At 72.0% G+C, this 17083-nt stretch carries 17 protein-coding genes; 7 read left to right on the top strand and 10 right to left on the bottom strand.

Annotation, left to right across the window (positions count from 1 at the left end):
* The first annotated feature begins 61 nt into the window (after positions 1–61).
* Together E4623_RS16725 and E4623_RS16720 are read left to right on the top strand one after the other, a co-directional pair.
* The gene (locus E4623_RS16725; protein WP_134767656.1) at positions 62–1066 is read left to right on the top strand and encodes an SDR family oxidoreductase; all 1005 of its coding nucleotides are present in this window, start codon (positions 62–64) and stop codon (positions 1064–1066) included.
* A 70-nt stretch (positions 1067–1136) separates the two neighbouring features.
* Entirely contained in the window at positions 1137–1982 is an 846-nt protein-coding gene (locus E4623_RS16720) for a helix-turn-helix transcriptional regulator (RefSeq protein ID WP_134767751.1), read from the top strand.
* A gap of 34 nt (positions 1983–2016) precedes the next feature.
* Here the strand turns inward: E4623_RS16720 and E4623_RS16715 are convergent, their stop codons facing one another.
* Positions 2017–2412: a hypothetical protein gene (locus E4623_RS16715; RefSeq protein WP_134767655.1), complete on the bottom strand. Its 396-nt coding sequence runs from the start codon at positions 2410–2412 to the stop codon at positions 2017–2019.
* Positions 2413–2645: 233 nt separating this feature from the next.
* On the opposite strand from E4623_RS16715, the gene E4623_RS16710 reads away from it, so the two are divergent.
* Positions 2646–3977: an ATP-binding protein gene (locus tag E4623_RS16710; RefSeq protein WP_134767654.1), complete on the top strand. Its 1332-nt coding sequence runs from the start codon at positions 2646–2648 to the stop codon at positions 3975–3977.
* A 631-nt stretch (positions 3978–4608) separates the two neighbouring features.
* Complete coding sequence (locus tag E4623_RS16705; RefSeq protein WP_134767653.1) at positions 4609–5145, top strand: DUF1990 domain-containing protein; 537 nt, start codon at positions 4609–4611, stop codon at positions 5143–5145.
* Positions 5146–5260: 115 nt separating this feature from the next.
* Here the strand turns inward: E4623_RS16705 and E4623_RS16700 are convergent, their stop codons facing one another.
* Both E4623_RS16700 and E4623_RS16695 read right to left on the bottom strand, forming a co-directional pair.
* A complete protein-coding gene (locus tag E4623_RS16700; RefSeq protein ID WP_167736695.1) occupies positions 5261–7249 on the bottom strand; it encodes a hypothetical protein in 1989 nt (662 codons plus the stop codon).
* 259 nt (positions 7250–7508) lie between these two features.
* On the bottom strand, positions 7509–8177 hold the full coding sequence (locus E4623_RS16695) for a VanZ family protein (protein WP_134767651.1): 669 nt from the start codon (positions 8175–8177) through the stop codon (positions 7509–7511).
* 163 nt (positions 8178–8340) lie between these two features.
* Here E4623_RS16695 and E4623_RS23030 point away from each other — a divergent pair, with 163 nt between their 5' ends.
* Positions 8341–9081 (top strand): VOC family protein, encoded by a 741-nt coding sequence (locus tag E4623_RS23030; RefSeq protein WP_209020715.1) that lies wholly within the window; start codon positions 8341–8343, stop codon positions 9079–9081.
* Between the two features lie 110 nt (positions 9082–9191).
* Here the strand turns inward: E4623_RS23030 and E4623_RS16680 are convergent, their stop codons facing one another.
* From E4623_RS16680 to E4623_RS16655, 6 genes are all read right to left on the bottom strand, one after another.
* A complete protein-coding gene (locus tag E4623_RS16680) occupies positions 9192–10148 on the bottom strand; it encodes a hypothetical protein (protein ID WP_134767650.1) in 957 nt (318 codons plus the stop codon).
* On the bottom strand, positions 10145–10654 hold the full coding sequence (locus E4623_RS16675; protein ID WP_209020714.1) for a sigma-70 family RNA polymerase sigma factor: 510 nt from the start codon (positions 10652–10654) through the stop codon (positions 10145–10147). The genes E4623_RS16680 and E4623_RS16675 overlap by 4 nt, the downstream gene beginning before the upstream one ends.
* Before the next feature lie 160 nt (positions 10655–10814).
* A complete protein-coding gene (locus tag E4623_RS16670) occupies positions 10815–11120 on the bottom strand; it encodes a hypothetical protein (RefSeq protein ID WP_134767649.1) in 306 nt (101 codons plus the stop codon).
* Between the two features lie 594 nt (positions 11121–11714).
* Positions 11715–12413 carry a hypothetical protein gene (locus tag E4623_RS16665; protein WP_134767648.1) on the bottom strand — a complete coding sequence of 233 codons (699 nt, stop codon included), beginning with the start codon at positions 12411–12413 and terminating at the stop codon, positions 11715–11717.
* 253 nt (positions 12414–12666) lie between these two features.
* Positions 12667–13308: a response regulator transcription factor gene (locus E4623_RS16660; RefSeq protein WP_134767647.1), complete on the bottom strand. Its 642-nt coding sequence runs from the start codon at positions 13306–13308 to the stop codon at positions 12667–12669.
* On the bottom strand, positions 13305–14540 hold the full coding sequence (locus E4623_RS16655) for a sensor histidine kinase (protein WP_134767646.1): 1236 nt from the start codon (positions 14538–14540) through the stop codon (positions 13305–13307). Before E4623_RS16655 ends, E4623_RS16660 begins: the two co-directional genes overlap by 4 nt.
* Positions 14541–14741: 201 nt before the next feature.
* On the opposite strand from E4623_RS16655, the gene E4623_RS16650 reads away from it, so the two are divergent.
* Positions 14742–15590, top strand: coding sequence for a CPBP family intramembrane glutamic endopeptidase (locus E4623_RS16650; protein WP_134767645.1), 849 nt, complete (start codon positions 14742–14744; stop codon positions 15588–15590).
* 412 nt (positions 15591–16002) lie between these two features.
* A complete protein-coding gene (locus tag E4623_RS16645; RefSeq protein ID WP_134767644.1) occupies positions 16003–16260 on the top strand; it encodes a hypothetical protein in 258 nt (85 codons plus the stop codon).
* A 67-nt stretch (positions 16261–16327) separates the two neighbouring features.
* Here the strand turns inward: E4623_RS16645 and E4623_RS16640 are convergent, their stop codons facing one another.
* Positions 16328–17071 carry an SDR family oxidoreductase gene (locus tag E4623_RS16640; protein WP_245155125.1) on the bottom strand — a complete coding sequence of 248 codons (744 nt, stop codon included), beginning with the start codon at positions 17069–17071 and terminating at the stop codon, positions 16328–16330.
* Positions 17072–17083: the final 12 nt, after the last annotated feature.

The following is a 17083-nucleotide window of genomic DNA, read 5'->3' as shown; positions in this document are numbered from 1 at the left end:
ACGCAGGCGCCTCGCCCGACGCGCGGCCATCCTCGACACCCCAGACCACCAGGAGTCAGCCATGCCCCGCCCCAGCATCGACATCACCATTCCCAGTCTTGTAGGCAAGCGCGCTGTGCTGACCGGCGGCAGCGACGGGATCGGCCTCGAGATCGCCAAGCGCCTCGCCGTCGCGGGAGCCGAGCTGGTCCTTCCCGTGCGCAACCACGGCAAGGGCCAGGCGGCCGCCGCCCAGATCCGGGCCGTCGCCCCCGGCGCCACCGTCGTCCTGCAGTCCTTGGACCTCTCGTCGCTGGACTCCGTCGCGACGCTCGGCGAGGTACTGCGTGCCGAGGGCGCGCCGATCCACGTCCTGGTCAACAACGCCGGCGTGATGACACCGCCGAGCCGTCAGACCACCGCCGACGGGATCGAGCTGCAGCTGGGGACCAACCACGTCGGTCACGTCGCCCTCGTGGCTCACCTGCTGCCGTTGCTGCGAGCGGGGCGGGCCCGGGTGACCTCCCAGGTCAGCGTCGCCGCCGCCGGCGGCTCGATCAACTGGGACGACCTCAACTGGGAGCGCTCCTACGACGGCATGAAGGCCTACCGGCAGTCGAAGATCGCGTTCGGTCTCTTCGGTCTCGAGCTCGACCGCCGCAGCAGTGCTCTCTGCTGGGGCATCACCAGCAATCTCTCCCACCCCGGCGTCGCCCCCACCAGCCTCCTGTCCGCGCGACCCGAGCTCGGCCGCGGGCGCGACACGGGTGGGGTCCGGCTGATCCGCGCGCTCTCCAAGCGAGGCATCCTCGCTGGTACTGCTCGCACGGCCTCGCTCCCGGCGCTGCTCGCCGCCACCTCGACCGATGCCCGCGGCGGGGCGCTGTACGGTCCTCGGGGGTTCCAGCACCTGGGCGGAGCGCCCGCGGAGCAGCAGCTGTACAAGCCGTTGCGCGCAGAGGAGGAAGCCGCGCGAGCCTGGATCGCCTCGGCGCAGCTGGCCGGTGTCACCTTCCCCGCCGGGCCCGCCGACTCCGCAGCCGACCGGCCGCACGTCCGCCCGACGCGCCAGCACCCGGCCACCTGACAGCCGCACTCCCCAGTGCACCCTGGTTGCTCGAGCGACCGGCGCGCACACCGGAAAGGGAATGACCGTGATGATCGACCGGACCCAGCTGGCCGAGTTCCTGCGGCAGCGCCGCGAAGCCCTGCAACCCGAGGACGTCGGTCTGCCCCGCGGACAGCGACGCCGCACCCAGGGCCTGCGGCGAGAAGAGGTCGCCGTCCTGTGCCACATGTCCACCGACTACTACTCGCGCCTGGAGCAGGTGCGCGGTCCTCAGCCGTCGGAGCAGATGGTCGCCTCCATCGCCCAGGGACTGCACCTGACCGTCGCCGAGCGCGACCACCTCTTCCGCCTCGCCGGGCACCAGCCACCGGACCGAGGGCCCAGCAGCGAGCACGTCAGTCCCGGCATGCTGCGCATCTTCGACCGGCTGGCCGACACCCCGGCTGAGATCGTCACCGAGCTCGGCGAGACCCTGCGGCAGACCCCGCCCCGGATCGCGCTCGTCGGTGACTGGACCCAGTACACCGGCCCCGCACGCAGCAACGGCTACCGGTGGTTCACCGACGCCACCTCGCGGGAGATCTACGTCCGCGAGGACCACGCGTTCCTCTCCCGCATGTACGCCGCCGGGCTACGCGGCATCGCCGCCGTCCGCGGACCCAGGTCGCGGGCAGCCGAGCTGACCGAGCTGCTGCTCGAGAAGAGCGAGGAGTTCAGGACCCTGTGGGCCGACCACGAGATCGGCGTGGAGCCCGACGAGGTCAAGCGGTTCCAGCACCCCGAGGTCGGGCGACTCGACCTCAACTGCCAGGTCCTGCTGGACCCCCACCAGTCGCACCGCCTCCTCGTCTACACCGCAGACCCCGGCACCGAGAGCTACGAGAAGCTGCAGATGCTCACCGTCATCGGCGCTCAGCGCATGTCCCCCCTCTGACCTGCGCTTCTTCTGCGTCCACGACGAGTCAGGCTCAGGCCACGGCCGGTGAGGCTGCACGTCGCGACCGGGTGACGATCAGCCAGCACCCCGACAGCGACGCCGGCACCGACAGCACCGCGACCGCCGCGACGGCGCCGGTGCGCCGGCCGTCGCACGCCGCCTCGGCCTCGGCGTAGTCAGCCGTGCCGACGTCGTCGACGCCACGACTGACCGTGCTGCTGTCGCCACGGGGCCGACCCACCGAGACGACCGAGGAGCACACGGTGCCCGACACGGCGTCCTCGTCGCTGTCCTCGAAGTTGACGTGCGGCGGGTACAGGAGCAGGAAGCCCGTCACGCAGGCGATCAGGAACAGCCCGGTCCAGACGAGGGTGGGTGCCAGGCCACTCCAGATGCCAGGGCGGACGGGCTGATCGGCGTCGGTCACGGTCCGCACCCTGTCACGTCCGAACGACCACACCCCGGGGTCGTCCGGAACGCCGGCCGGGGGGCACAGCGACCTGGGCGCTCGTCGCAAAGCGGTCGCTGCGCGTCCGGCGGCGAGGTAGTTTCGCTCCGATGGACGAGAGGCGTGGACCCGAGCTGTCCGATGTCGGTCGAGTGAGCCGGATGCTGGTCGATCGGTGGGTGCGGCAGGCGCGTGCCATCGATCGTCCGAGCGTGCGCTCCCTCGTGGTCGAGCACCTCGACCGTCCACCGGACGGCCTGCCGGTGGTCGAGGACGCGTGGCCGGCGTACGAGCACGTGAACGTCCAGCGCGCCCTGGATGCCTGGTTGGCCGAGCCCGGGCGCGAGCACACGATGGTGGGGCTGACCGGGTACCGGCATCGGGGAGACTTCGGCCTGGCCGACCTGGTGGGCGACGACCCCGAGATGGCGATGCACGGTCCGCGTCCGGGCAACCTGACGAGGGTGAGCCGCGCGACCGGCCCCGGTGACGCGAGCATCGACTGCCTGCGCGCCGCGCTGGTGCTCGTGAGCGAGGGACCGCGCCGGCTCGCGGTGTTGTTCCGTGGCCCGGACCGCGACGGCGACAACGAGGGCGTCCGTGTCGAGGTCATCTCGGCGGACGCCCGCGATGGTCGTCTGCTGACCGAACAGCTCCGCGCCAAGGCGCTCGAGCTCAACGTCTACCGCGGACAGGTCCTCTCCTTCAGCCACTCGATGTTCGGCGAGCGATCCTCGCTCCTGAGCTTCCGAGAGCGTCCGAAGGTCTCAGCCGCGGACGTCGTCCTACCGGTCGACACCTTCGGCGACATCCGTCGCCAGGTAGTCGGCGTGGCCCGCAACCGCGAGCGGTTGCGTGCCTCTGGTCAGCACCTCAAGCGTGGTCTGCTCCTGTACGGGCCACCGGGTGCGGGCAAGACCCACACCGTCCGCTACCTCGTCAGCGAGCTGACCGACACGACCATCGTGGAGCTGACCGGTGAGTCGCTCGGGCTGCTGGGTGAAGCGTGCTCCATCGCCCGCGCCCTGCAGCCCGCGCTCATCGTGGTGGAGGACGTCGACCTCATCGCCGAGCAACGCGACCGCTACGGCGGTGAGACGCCGATGCTGTTCACGCTCCTGAACGAGATGGACGGACTGGCCGAGGACGCGGACGTGGTCTTCCTGCTCACCACCAACCGTGCCGATCTCCTCGAGCCCGCACTCGCCGCTCGGCCCGGTCGCGTCGACCAGGCTGTCGAGGTGCGCCTGCCGGACGCGGAGGGCCGGCGCCGGCTGCTCGAGCTCTACCGCGGTGGGCTCGACCTCGACACCAGCCGCACCGAGGAGGTGGTCGCCGCCACCGACGGCGTGACCGCCAGCTTCCTCAAGGAGCTGCTGCGCCGCGCCGCTGTCGTCGCAGCCGACCGCACCCCGGACGGAGACCCCGACGCCGCGCTGCACGTCACCGCCGACGACCTCGACCGCGCGCTCGCCGAGCTGTTGGACACCCGCAACGCCATGACCCGAGTAGTCCTGGGAGCAGGCAGGGACCAGACGACCTGATCGCGCTCCGCAGTGGAGCAGCCCGACATGCCGAGAGCCGGGTGCTCGCACCTAGCCGCTGATGAGAGCCACCTCGCTGGCTCCGAGCGCACCCATGCACTCCTCGATCGCATCTCCTGCGGTCGCGCTGTAGCTGGCGACGACCGACGTAGGCACCAGGCCGCCGCCCAGGGTCACAGTGGTACCCACAGACAGGCGACGTCCGTCCGGCAGCACCACCGCCCGTGCCTGCCCGTCCCACCGGGTCCCGGCGGGCCAGAGTGTCGGCGCACCGTCGAGGGCCAGGCATCCGTCCCGCACTGTCAATCGGCCGGGGAGCTGGGCCGATGGGTAGCCGACTTCCGCACGGGGGTCTGCGGTCAGGACCGGCCCTGTCGCGGACGGCTCGGGGCTGGGCGAACCGGCCGCCTCCGGTGACGGCTTCTCGCCGCACGCGACCAGGAGCAGGGCAACGAACAGCATGCTCGGTCGGAGGAAGATGCGAGCGGACGGCACCACCACACCGTCCCAGAGCGCTGCCCGCTCAGCCAGGGCACAGCCGAAGCCCGCCCAAGCCGCACAGCGGCTCGTCCGAGCTTGCGTGCCGCAGGTCGTCTCCGATGCAGAGGGCACCGACCCGGATGATGTCCCCATGTCAGTAGGCAAGCTTCCGGCACCGGTGGTTGCGGTGCTCCAGGCGGCACCGTTCACGTACGCGGAGGTGGGGGCGAGCGCCACCGGACCCCAGGCGGGCTACCACTGGTTGGAGCGCACTGCGTCGCTGGCGCGGCGAGACTTCGAGGAAGCATCAAGAGACCTCTTCGAGTGGAGACTCCACGAGCGGTCGGGGCTCCGAGTGCAGGCCTCGGACTCACCGTTGCGACAGGGCACCGTCGTGCTGATGCACCTCGGCCTCGGCCCTGCTTCCATCCGGATCCCGTGCCGAGTCGCATCCGTGATCGCCGAACCGACGAGACGCGGATTCGCCTACGGCACGCTGCCCGGCCACCCCGAGTCCGGCGAGGAGAGCTTCGTCCTGGACCAGGACGACAGCGGGACCATCACCCTCGCCATCACCGCGTTCTCGAAGCCTGCCTCGCGCCTCGCCAGGCTCGGCGGACCCCTGGGTCGTCGGGTGCAGCACACGATGACCACGCGCTACCTACGCGCCCTGGACCGGCGGTCCTGAGCCTCCGGGCTCCGGGCGGGTCTCTCGCGGCCAGGCGGGGCCAGCGCAGTCGGCGAACGAGAGCGCCCACGGACGCAGGCACTCCGTCCTTCACCGACAGGAGCCGCCAGACCGGTCAGAGGGGCCTGCGGACCTTACGCCACGGGGACGCAACTCGCGCCCCCGGCTGGCCGCCGAACCAGACCGCCCTGGCCCGCACCGTGGTGCCGGGCTTCGCGGCCACGACTGCAGTCGCCATCCCGCTCCGGTCCGTCCGGCGGCACCTGGAGAGCGCGCGGGGCACCCAGCGTCCGTCGACACGGCGCTGTACCTGCAGTCGCAGGCACTGGCCGGTCGCTCGGGGGCGCAGGCGCAGCTCGGCCACCGAGCGCACGCTCCCCCGGTGATCGGACGCGCCGTCCTTCTGCGCGCCGCGAATGGTCAGCGACACTGTGCGCGCGACCGGCGGTGCGCCCGGGTCGGCGTCCGGCACAGCGGGACCGTCGACGGCCACGATGAAGGGCTCGCTGGTCACGACGACACCGTCGCCGGTCGTCGCCTCCGCGACGAGTTTCGTATCCTCCTGCACAGAGGCCCGGAGACCGACCCTGCTGTCGTCGTGGGTCGGGGCCAAGTCCACCAGGACGCGGCCCTGCGGCGTCACGGCATACAGGCCGACCGCCGCGATGCCGTGGCCGATGGGGAAGGTCGCCGTGAGCTCGACGCCGCCGGGCCGGGTGAGCACTGGAGGCCCGCTCAGCTCGAGGAAGGGCGCGTAGGGTGTCGCGTCCTGGGTGGCTTGCCAGGCGACCGTGGTGGTGGTTCGCAACGGCCCCTCCACGCCGTTCAGGTGGGCTCGGACCCGAAGACGGGCGAGTGTGCCGTCGGGCCGGAGCTCGAACTCGTCCAGGATGAAGCTGCCAGTCGCTGCGGAGTGGCAGGCACCAGGGAGCGTGAGCATGGCGCCCGCCGCCTCGACGCACGTTCCTGCGTAGGTGCGGCCGGCCTCCAGCCGCTCCCCCGGCGCAGCCGTGAACGACACGTAGTCGTAGAGCACCCGGCCGTTGGGACGCTCGTCCAGGTAGTTCGGGTCCGCAAAGCCGATCACGACGCGCCGCGGGTTGGCCCAGGCTCGAAACTCCTCGACGTCCGAGCTCATCGCAGTGTCGAACGTGCGTCCGTCCGGCGCGACGGTCCGCGAGTAGACGTGGGTGACGCCGACGTTGCCGACGCCGGTGAGGGGAACCTCGACCAGGGGCACGGCCGCCGCCGAGGTCGTGACCCGGAGCAAACCTTCCTCGGTCCCGCGCGTGAGTGGGTCGAAGGCGACCTCGATCGCGCATGAGTTGCCGGGCTGGAGCACGCCGCACGAGCTGCTGGCGAGCGAGAACGCGTCACCGGTGACCTCGGCTGGTCCCAGGACGATCGGCTCCTCGCCCGTGTTGACGGCGAAGACGGGCTGGGTGCCGTAGGCGCGTCCGGGCGGGCTGGCCTTCCAGTGCAGGGCGTCGGCCGCCACGGTCAGCGGCGCTGTCGGCGGCGAGTCGATCCGGACCTCCCCGCGGACCGTGGCGACCGCGTCCTTGCAGGTGAACTCGAAGGTCAACCACAGCCGGCTCAGGTCGGGCGCGATGTCGTGCACGGTGAAAGCGCCATCGCCCTGGGTGCAGCCTCGTTGCTGACCAGACATGGCCAGGCCTGCGCGCCCGACCTCCCCGTGCAGGCCGCCGGCAACCGGGTAGTCGCCGACGGTCAGCGTCTTCCCCGTGGGCGGGCTGAGGAGGAACTTGTAGCTGTCCCAGCGGTCCCCGCCGACCCTCACTACGACGGTGCTGTCCGTGCTTCCACCAACCTCGATCGTCTGGTCGGACCGCCACAACCGCTGCGTGCCGCCGGTGATGAACTCGTCGTGGTCTCCGATGATCGTCACGAACGAAGTCGGGTCGGACGTCGTGCGTTCAACATCGTCCCAGGAACGCTCCCGGGCCGCGCCCTGCGCGGGGACCGCGCCGAGCATCGGCGCGACGGCCAGGCTGACGAGGACCGGGGCGAGCACCCGTCGAGGCGACCTTCGGTGAGGCATGGGGCGGCTCCTGGGATTGTGCGCCGGCAGCGGGCGTCGCATGATGACATGCGTGCGCAGTCATCCGCCACCGTCGCGGCCAGTGGTCGCCGTCGACGACAAGAGACGTGCTGGCCGCGCCCCGACGGACTCGCCACGGCAAGGCACCGGTGAAGTGTTGAGTCCGTCCCACCCGAGATGACTTCGCCGCCCGACGATGCCGCGCCCCGGGCGCCAGGCTCCGTCGATCATGCCGCGTCGAGGGCGCCGCCGACCATGCCGCGCCCGGCGGGCGCGTCACTCTCGAGGCGGTTCGCAGCCACTATGTCGAATCTCGGCCCGACAGGGTGCGGGCAGTGCTGCCGCGGCCGGCCGGCTCACGGTGCTGCGCAGACTTGGACCAGCGGAACCTGTCGATCAAGCGAGCAACAACCGGGGCTGTCGACAGTGCGGCGAGCACGAGCAGCCCGAGTGCGGCCCCGACCATGTTGAAGGTCAGGTCGTTGACGTCGGTGACGTGACCTCCCGCAAGAAGGTGCGCGGTCGCGTACTGGCCCACCTCGATGGACAGGCTGAGGACGGTTGCCACCGCCAGCACTCGCCACCAGGGCCAGTGGGGCACGACCAGCGGCACCAGCGCCCCGATGGGGACGAAGACGCAGACGTTCATCGCGGCGTCCCCGAGCTCATAGCCGGTCATCGGTGTGACGTTGACGAACTGGGTCCATCGGGCACTGCTCGCGGGCTTGTCCAGGAAGATCGGGAAGACCGTGTTCGCGACGATCCCCGCGGCGTACACGCCCAGGGCGAGGGCCACGGCGGCTCGCGGCGCCGTGAGCAGACCGCGTCGACGCAGGTGCCACGCGGAGCCGACAAGGACCGCCCCGCCAAGGGGCACCACCACCGGAAGCACCGGCACCTCACCGAACAAGACTCGCTCCACCCTTGTCCCCGCACAGCTGTCGGAGCCGACCGACGAGGTGTCGGTCATGAAGATCGTGCCCGGAGTCGGGCCTCAGCCCCTCCTCCTGAGGTGCCCGATCGCTGGCCGCAGGTACCACGGCCACGACCGGCACGTCGACCACCGGACGCCGCGCAGCAGCGGTGCCCGGGGTGCGCGATGAGGATGGCGGGTGGCTCGGGTCGACATCAGCATGAGCGAAGAGACTGACCTGTCGAGCCGCGTCGTGACCGCGCTGTACTCCGCGACCGTGGTGGTGTCCGACCAGGACCGGGCGGTCGCCTTCTACCGTGACGTGCTGGGGTGCGAGGTGAGGGCGGACTTCGAGGCGTGGCCCGGGGCTCGCGTCGTCGAGGTGATCCCGCCGGGCTCCGCCGTAGCCATAGCGCTGCTGACGACGGACAGCGAGCTGCCGCTGGGGGTGCGCTGGCGCACGGCCGACGCTGACGCCGCCCACCGGTCGTTCGTGGCGCACGGCGTCCGGCCGCACACGGACGTGGTCCGTCTCGACGGCTCACCGCCGATGTTCACCTTCGACGACCCCGACGGCAACACCGTCATCGTGATGCAGGACCAGGACGTGCCGGCCGACGACGGGAGGTTGCCGGTCATCGCGGTCCTGGCTGCGCTACCGGTGAGCGACGCCGACACCGCGCGGGTGTTCTACGAGCAGCTCCTCGGCGCGCCGCCGGACGACGCACCGATGCCCGGCCTGACCCAGTGGAGGCTGGGCGACGGCGTGCTCCAGGTCGTGGTCGACGCCGACCGCGCCGGCGGTGGCTTGGCGACGCTCGTGTTCGACGACCTCGCGGCCGCTGCCGAGGGGTTGCGGGCCCGCGGTGTCGGCCTGGACGTGGCCGAGGGTGAGGTGGTCACGTCGGTTGCCCGGGTGGTCGACCCCGACGGAAACGTGATCACCCTCGTGCAGACCTGACGGCCGTGTCCGGCTGGTCACGCCGTGCGCGGCCCGACCGAGAACCACGCACACCGGCCCCGCTCGGCCGTGCCGCACAGCGGACTCCGCCCGACCTTGGTGAAGGGTCGTCACTCGCAGCCGGTGTTGAACCGCGGCCAGGCCGCCACGGAGTCGGCAGTCCCGACGTAGGCGTAGTCCCCGTCGGCCGAGAGCCAGAGGTGACGGCCCTCGCGCTCCCATCCGGTGTCGGTGGCGTCACTGGGTAGCGGCACGTCCGCGCGGTAGGGGCCGGCCACGTAGTCGCGCAGCCTCTTCTCGGGGTCCTCGACGAAGGTCCGCTCACGTCGCCCGCTGCCGAGGTAGAGGAACGTCATCCGCTGCCAGTCACAGTGCTCGGGGCCCGGCGAGGAGAAGACCTGGGAGACAGGGACCCGGACCCCGTCGACGTCGGTCCACACCGAGTAGCGCGTCAGTCCGGTCGCGGTGAGGGCGTCCGGGAACTCGGCGAAGTCACAGCGGGCGAAGGCCTCGACGTACCACCCGGGTCCGCCTGCTCCTTCGGTCGCCGGTCCGTCGCGCACCAGCAGCGCCATCAGCACCCGGCCGTCGACCTCGTAGGTCAGCAGCTGGCGGTCGTCGTCCTCGGCCGCGAGCGCCAGGTCGACCTCGGGTGCATCGATGAAGAGCCCTTCCGAGTACGCCGTCTCGACCGCCCCCGCCGGGGTGTCGCGTGTCGCGCCACTCTCGTACGGGGTCGAGCTGTCGCGGCTCCCGGTAGGCCGGTAGCGACAGTCGAGGGCCCGGCCGGCCGCGCCGTAGGGGCCGTCGGCGTCGAGCGGCCCGTCGTAGGTGGTGATCGCCGGGGCGAAGTCGGTGGCGGTGCGCGACCCGCTGCCCCCTCCTACGGCGACGCCGACGGCCGCGACCGTCGCTGCGAGGGCGCCGGCCGCCAGCCGCACCCGCCGACGTCGGCGTGAGCGGAGCGACTGCCTGGCGAGGACGGCCACGTCGGGCGGTGGCCCGTCGGCGGGGAGCCGGGCGTACTCGTGGCGCAGGCGGTCGACGAGGTCGTCGGGGTCGGTCACGTCGTCTCCTCGCGGTCGTGGTTGCGGTCTTGCTCGAGCACGGCCCGCAGCGTGCGCAGCCCGTCGTGGGCGGCTCGCTTGACCGTGCCCTCGGTGCAGCCGAGGAGCGTCGCGACCTCGGCGACCGGAAGATCCTCGAGGTAGCGCAGCACCACGGTGTGCCGCTGTCGCTGCGGCAACGCGGCGAGGTGGTCGAGCAACACCAGGCGACCGTCGTGGTCGGCGCCGGTGAGCGTCGTCTCGGGCAGCACCTCGACGCTGATCTCACGCCGCCACCAGGCCCGCCGACGCTCGGTCGCGACCTGACGCACCAGGGCCGCCCGGGCATAGGCAGCCGGGTCGCGGACCCTCAACCGGGGCCAGGCCAGGAAGAGCCGCTCGAGCGTCGCCTGCACGGCGTCCTCGCTCCGGTGTGGATCGCCGGTCAGGGCCAGCGCCAGACGGCGCAACGACGGCGAGACAGCAGCCACGACCTCGGCGAAACCCGCCAGATGTTCGTCGTGCACGTCCGCCTCCACCCGCGGCGCCCCGTGGCGCCCTTACCGACCAGACGCGCCCGGACGGGCCGGAGGTTGAGCCGTCCCCACATCCTTCCTCAAGTGGCCCCGGCAGGGGGCCAGACCGCGTCGAGGGCGCGCTCCATGCCGAGATCCGGCACCGGGCCGATCACTGTGCCTCGGGCGGTGTCTCGTCGGTCACCTCGATCTCGACGGGGACACCGTTCGTCACCGCTCCTGCCCTCTCGACCAGCACCGCCAGCTCGGACCCGCTCAGGTCGGGATCGTCGCCGTTATAGACGGTGACGACGATGCGACGTGGTGCCGAGTCGTAGTGCGCGCCATGGCTGTGCCCATCTCCCAAGGTGTCGAGGACGGCCAGCTCGAGTGAGACCCGTGCGTCTTGGTCGAGCTCCTCGGCCGCGGACCTCGTGGTACGACCTGGCCCGGTCCCTGGAGCGTCGGCGTCGGTCACGTCAGATCCGCAGGACGACGCCGTCGCAGCGAGCAGAACAGTCACCATCCACGTCCCCGCTGCGGCCCTCATCGTCATCGGAGTCCTTCCCAAGGATGCGACACGGCCAGCCCAGCGGAGGCGTACGCCATGAGGACGTGAGCCATGAGGATGCGCAACCCGCCGTGACCTTCGAGCCCGCCGAGAGCCCAGGACGCCACGTCGGAGGCACACAGCACGATCGACGCAACGAACGCCCATCGCGCCGGCGTAGGAATTCTGGTGGCCACGTCGGCGACCCTGGGCGCGAACGGTCCGGAATCTTCCGGGCGCAGCGATTCAGTGGCCAGCACGCCGACCCGTACCGTGACCGCTGTCTCGCGCTCGGGCGTGACCAATTGGGGGGAATGCCCGGGCGTGAGTCTCGCGGGCTACCCGGCCCCGGATCGCATCACCACGGCGGCCCACGGCACAAGACCGACGCAGCCCAGCCAGATCAGCAGGAGTCCCGGTCCCACCGTGACGAGGAGCGGCCTTTCGCTGGCCATCGGCCGGGGGGACGATCGGCTCCAGGCAGCTGGCGAGCGCGTCGGTCCTGCGGAGGCGAGGTCGTCGCTACGGCGCCTGGTATGCCCACACGTAGCGCACGGTCATGCTGCCCGCCGCCGCGCTGCTCGCGGCCAGGTAGAAGCCGCTGCTCTCGGCTGCGTCGCTCACCCCGTTCGACCCGGCGTAGAGCTCGCCGGACGCGGCGAAGACGTTGCTGGCCTGCTGGACGTAGACGCACATGGTGCCGGCCGTCGGGTTGGGTGCGGTCGTCGTGCCGGGGCAGCGGGCTGCGTCGACGTCAGGAGCGGACAGGCTCGGCGTGTTCTCCGAGCCGAAGTAGAGGTTGGTGCCGGTGCCGGTCCCGTTGTCGATGAGCGGCGTCGCGGTGGTGAACGGAAGCGGGGCGTAGCTGCGGATCGGCACTCCGGCGGCGTTGACGTGGGCGCTGAGGATCCCGCCGCCCTTGATCACCGTGCCCGGCGGGGGTGGTGTGAACGCGCTCGCCCCTGCGGCACCGGTGGAGCCCGGGGCCCCGGGTGCTCCGGCGGGGCCGCGTAGCTTGGCGGCCTCGGAGGCCTTGAAGTCCGCCACCTTGAGGGAGCCGTTCTTGATGTCCTTCGTGGAGACGCTGTTGTCCTTGATCTGCTTCCCGGTGATCACCAGGGCGGCGGTGGCGCTGCCGCTCGTGGCAAGTCCGAGCAGGCAGGCGAGCACGACGACGGCGGAGATCGGGTGTCTCCGTGCTGGTTGGGTGGGTGAGGACATCGGGTCTCCTTGAGGTGGCGCCGCTCCACGCGGAGCAGCACCACGACGATCCCGCCTCGGTGCCGGGCCGAGCATCGGGCGCCGGACCCGACCTGGAGCGGTACCCCGGACCCGCGTCACGTCGGCGGCGTCATCCTCCAGACCGAGGTCGCCGGTGGGCGGCGGACCTGGGTGGCCCGTGCGGCGCCGGTCACCGTCGCGGTGGTCTCCACGTCGAGCAGGTGTGGTGCCCCTGGCGAGGCACCCACCTCGATCAGCCGCCGAGACCCGCTCGGTGCGCGAGCATCACGAGCTGGGAACGGTCGCGGGCCTCGAGCTTGGTGAGCAGGTGACTCACGTGGGTCTTCACGGTCGAGTAGCTCACGACCAGCCGGTCTGCGATCTCGAGGTTCGACAGACCCAGGGCGAGCGCCACGAGCACCTCGTGCTCGCGCTGGGTGAGCGGCGGGAGGATGAGTGCTTCGCGGTCTGCTCGGGCGAAGCGGTCGAGCATCCGCCGGGTCACCTCGGGCGCCAGCAGGGCGTGACCTCCGGCGACGACCGTCACGGCCCGGACGAGCTCGGCGGGCTCGGTGTCCTTCAGGACGAACCCGCTGGCGCCGGCCCGCAGGGCGGCGACGACGTAGTCGTCTGCGGCGAAGGTCGTGAGCACCAGCACGTGGACGCCGGCGGTCACGGGGCTCGAGGTGATGTGCCGGGTCGCCTCGATGCCGTCCATGCCGGGCATCCGGATGTCCATGAGCACGACGTCGGGTCGGTGCAGTCGCGCGGCGGCCAGCGCCTGGGTGCCGTCAGCCGCCTCGGCGACGACCTCGATCCCGGGCTCCGCCCCCAGGATCATCGAGAAGCCGGAACGCACGAGGGCCTGGTCGTCAGCCACCACGACCCGGATCACGCCGTGGCCTCTCGCGGGAACGTCGCCTGGACGCCGAAGCCCCCGGTCGGCCGGCCGCCGACCACCAGGTTGCCGCCGTACATGGCCACCCGCTCGCGCATCCCGGCCACGCCGTGCCCGGTGACCGCCTCGGCCTGGGGGGCGATCGCACCCCGTCCGTCGTCGACCACCTCGACCTCGACCTCGCGCGGTCGGTAGTGCACCAGCACCGAGGCGCGCCTGGCGCCCGAGTGCTTGAGGCAGTTGGTGAGGGCCTCCTGCACGATCCGGTACGCCGCGAGGTCGACGCCGGCGGCCACGCTGCCCCGGCTCCCCCGCACCGTCACCGTGGCGTCGAGCCCCGCCTCGCCGACGCGCGCCACCAGGGCGTCGACGTCCTCGAGGCCAGGGGAGGGGGTGCGCGGCGACGCGGCGGCCTCGGAGTCGCCGTCGCGCAGGATCCCGAGCAGGTGGCGCATCTCGGTCATCGACTGCCGTCCGGTTCGTTCGATCTCGGCCACCGCCTCGCGTGCCCGCGCCGGGTCGTCGGTGTCCAGCAGGCGGCCGGCCGCCCCTGCCTGGACGACCATCACGCTCAGGGCGTGACCCAGCACGTCGTGCAACTCGCGGGTGATCCGCAGGCGCTCCTGGGTCGCGCTCTGCAGGGCTCGGTGGCGCTCCACGTCGGCCCGCTCCCGTTCCAGCGAGGCCAGGTGCCCAGCAGCCAGGACGTCGGCCGCGGCGCGCTCGCGGCGCTCGCGTGTTCCGGTTCCGAAGAGGAGCACGGCAGCGAAGGCGCCAGAGGTGAGCACCGCTCCCCCACGGCTGAGGTCGACGGGGTCCAGGAGCGCCGTCAGCACCAAGGCGAGGACCACCGCGAGGATGGCCCGGTGGGCGGTGCGGGCGGTGCTGTGGGCCGCCGCGGTGTACGCCGCGACGAGGGGGCCGATGGTCGCCGCCCCCACCGTGCCCTTCACCGTGACCAGCGCGAGGACGGCGGCGAGCGTGACCAGCAGGACCCCCAGCGGCCAGCGGCGCCGGAGCGCGATGCTGCCGACCGTCAGGACGGTCAGTCCCACGGTCAGGGCGTCGCTGTCGCGGTTCTCGGGTACGGACTCGGAGCCGCTGAGGTTGACCATCAGCGTGATGCCCAGGCACACCGCGGCCAGCAGCACGTCGAACGTGACCCGGCCGCTCCGACTCGCCGCGACGCGGCGGGCCCGGCCGAGCGTGAGCGCAGCGTTCGACGTCATCGGGTCCTCCCTCCTGGAGTGCGACCAGACTAGGGCGGCGGCTCGGGGGCGACATCGGTCTGGAGGATGACACCGCCGACGCGACGCGGGTCCCGGGTATCGCTCGAGGTCGAGTCCGGCGCCCGATGCCCGACTCGCCGCTGACGCGGGAGCGTGGTGGTGCTGCTCCGCCCGGGGTGGCGCTTCGTCAAAGGACACCCCATGTCATCGCTGATCCACCTCGTACGGAGATTCCCGATCTCCGCCTTCGCCCTGCTCGCCTGCCTGTTCGGATGGATGGTCTACGGCCTCGCTGCCGTCGGTCTCGGGAGCAACCCCGAGAACATGCCGCTCGGGCCGGCTCTCGCCGCCCTGGTCGTCACGTCCTGCCAGGGACGCGCGGCCCTCCGCGCCTGGGGGCGGTCCCTGCGACGCTGGGCGGCCTCGCCGTGGCTGTACCTGCTGGCCGTGGGTGCGCCCCTCCTCCTGCACGTCGCCATCGTGGGGGTGAACCACCTCCTGGGTGCACCCCTGCCGACCGGCGCCCAGCTCGGCGCCTGGCCGGAGGTGCCCGTGACGTTCCTGGTCATGTTGGTCATGGTCGGCCTGGGCGAGGAGGCGGGTTGGACCGCCTTCGCTGCACCGGTCCTGCTCCGCCGCTTCGGACTGCTCGGAGCGTTCGCGGTCCTGGCGCCACTGCGCATCCTGTGGCACCTGCCGCTCGTGATCACGGGTGACATGCCGCTCGTGGTCGCCATCCTCGGCAACGCCGGGTTCCAGCTCATCGTCCTGCTGCTGATGCTGCGCCGCGGCGGCTCCTGGACCGTGGCGGCTGTCTGGCACACGACGCTCAACGCCTTCGGCGGTGCGTTCTTCTTCTCCATGGTCACCGGTCCCGACCGCGACCGCCTCGACCTCCTCCTCGGACTCGTCTACGCATCGGCCGCTGCCCTCGCGTTGCTCGCCCACCTCGTCACGGGTCGCAGGCACGACGAGGATGCCGAGCCGACGACCGACCGGCCCGACGGTGCCCCGGCGCCTGCACTCGCGACCACCACGAGTCCGAGATGAAGCTGGACGGCGTGGGCGGCGGGATCCCGGACGACGTCCGGCACCCCCGTCGCGTCCGCGCGCCGAGGGGGCTCCGGCGTCCCGCGATGCGCAGCACCCGGCGCGCGCCCAGGTCCGCCACCGCACACCCGGCCCGCCTCGCCGGTCATCACATCGACAACCACGAACGTCGGCGCCCACCACGGCGACCGGTCCACGAAGGAGCGCACGAGATGTCCACGACGCACGAGAACAGACGCACGACGAGCACGGCAGCCCAGGGGGTCACGACAACGGTCGTGGATCGCTGCTGCGACCACTCCCACCCCTGCCCCGACTGCGAGGCGAAGACGTTCGAGGTCCGTGCCGCCCGTCGCGATGCGCTCGTCCACCTCGTCGCGTCCTCGAAGCCGCGCCGTGCCAGGTCGATCCGGTGACGACCGACCGCTACACCCTCCAGCGCCTGGCCGAGCTCGAGGCCAAGGTCGACCACGTCTACCGGCACCTCACGGGTCAGACGCCCGGCTCGAGCGCATCCATCCCGCCGATGGCCCGTGCGGGTACCGGGGTCTCGGAAGCGGTTCGTGAGGCCGCGCGCTCCGGCAACTTGGTCGAGGCGATCAGGCTCCAGCGGGCCGAGACCGGCCAGAGCCTCGCCGAGGCCAGGGACGCCCTGGCAGGAACGGCCTGACCTGCCTCGAGGAGCCGTCCGCGACGGCGGCCGGCGAGACGACCGCGCGTCCCGTGCCGACCAGGGGTCAGCGTCCGCCGGCGACGTCGAGGATGCTCCCGGTGCAGTAGCTGGCCTCGTCGCTGAGCAGCCAGAGGACGGCGGCTGCGACCTCCTCAGCAGTCCCGGCACGACCGAGCGGCAGTCCGGGCCCGAGTCGCTGCACGCGGTCGGGTTGTCCGCCACTGGCGTGGAACTCGGTGTCGATGATGCCCGGTCGGACGACGTTCACCCGGACTCGTTCGTCCGCGACCTCCTTGGCCAGGCCCAGTCCGAGGGTGTCGACCGCGCCCTTGGTGGCGGCGTAGTCGACGTACTCACCGGGGGAACCGATCCGGCTGGCTGCCGAGGACACCAGGACGATCGAACCGCCCTGCCCACCGTGGCGGGTCGACAGTCGCCGCACGGCCTCTCGGCAGCACAGGATCGGGGCCGCCACGTTCACCGTCAGCAGCCGCCGCACCCGGTCGGCGTCGAACTCGTCGAGCCTGCGCTTCTCCGCGCCGGTGCCTGCGTTCGCGACCAGGCCCACCAACGGACCGAGGTCGGCGGCCGCCTCGAAGAGTCGGACGATGTCCTGCTCGACCGCCATGTCAGCCCGGACCGGGTGAGCCCGTCCCCCGGCCTGCTCGACCGCGTCCGCGACGGCGCGCGCAGCGCTCTCCTCGGTCCGGTAGCTGAAGCACACCGACCAGCCCGCGGCTGCCGCACCGCGGACGACGGCCGCGCCGATCCCCCGGCTCCCACCTGTCACCACGACGACACCGCTCACAGCACGACTGTC

The sequence above is a fragment of the Nocardioides sp. 1609 genome, from assembly GCF_004522105.1.
In the GTDB taxonomy this organism is placed as follows: Bacteria; Actinomycetota; Actinomycetes; order Propionibacteriales; family Nocardioidaceae; genus Nocardioides.
Note: the sequence above shows the minus strand (reverse complement) of the source record. Positions and strands in the feature narration are given on the sequence as shown.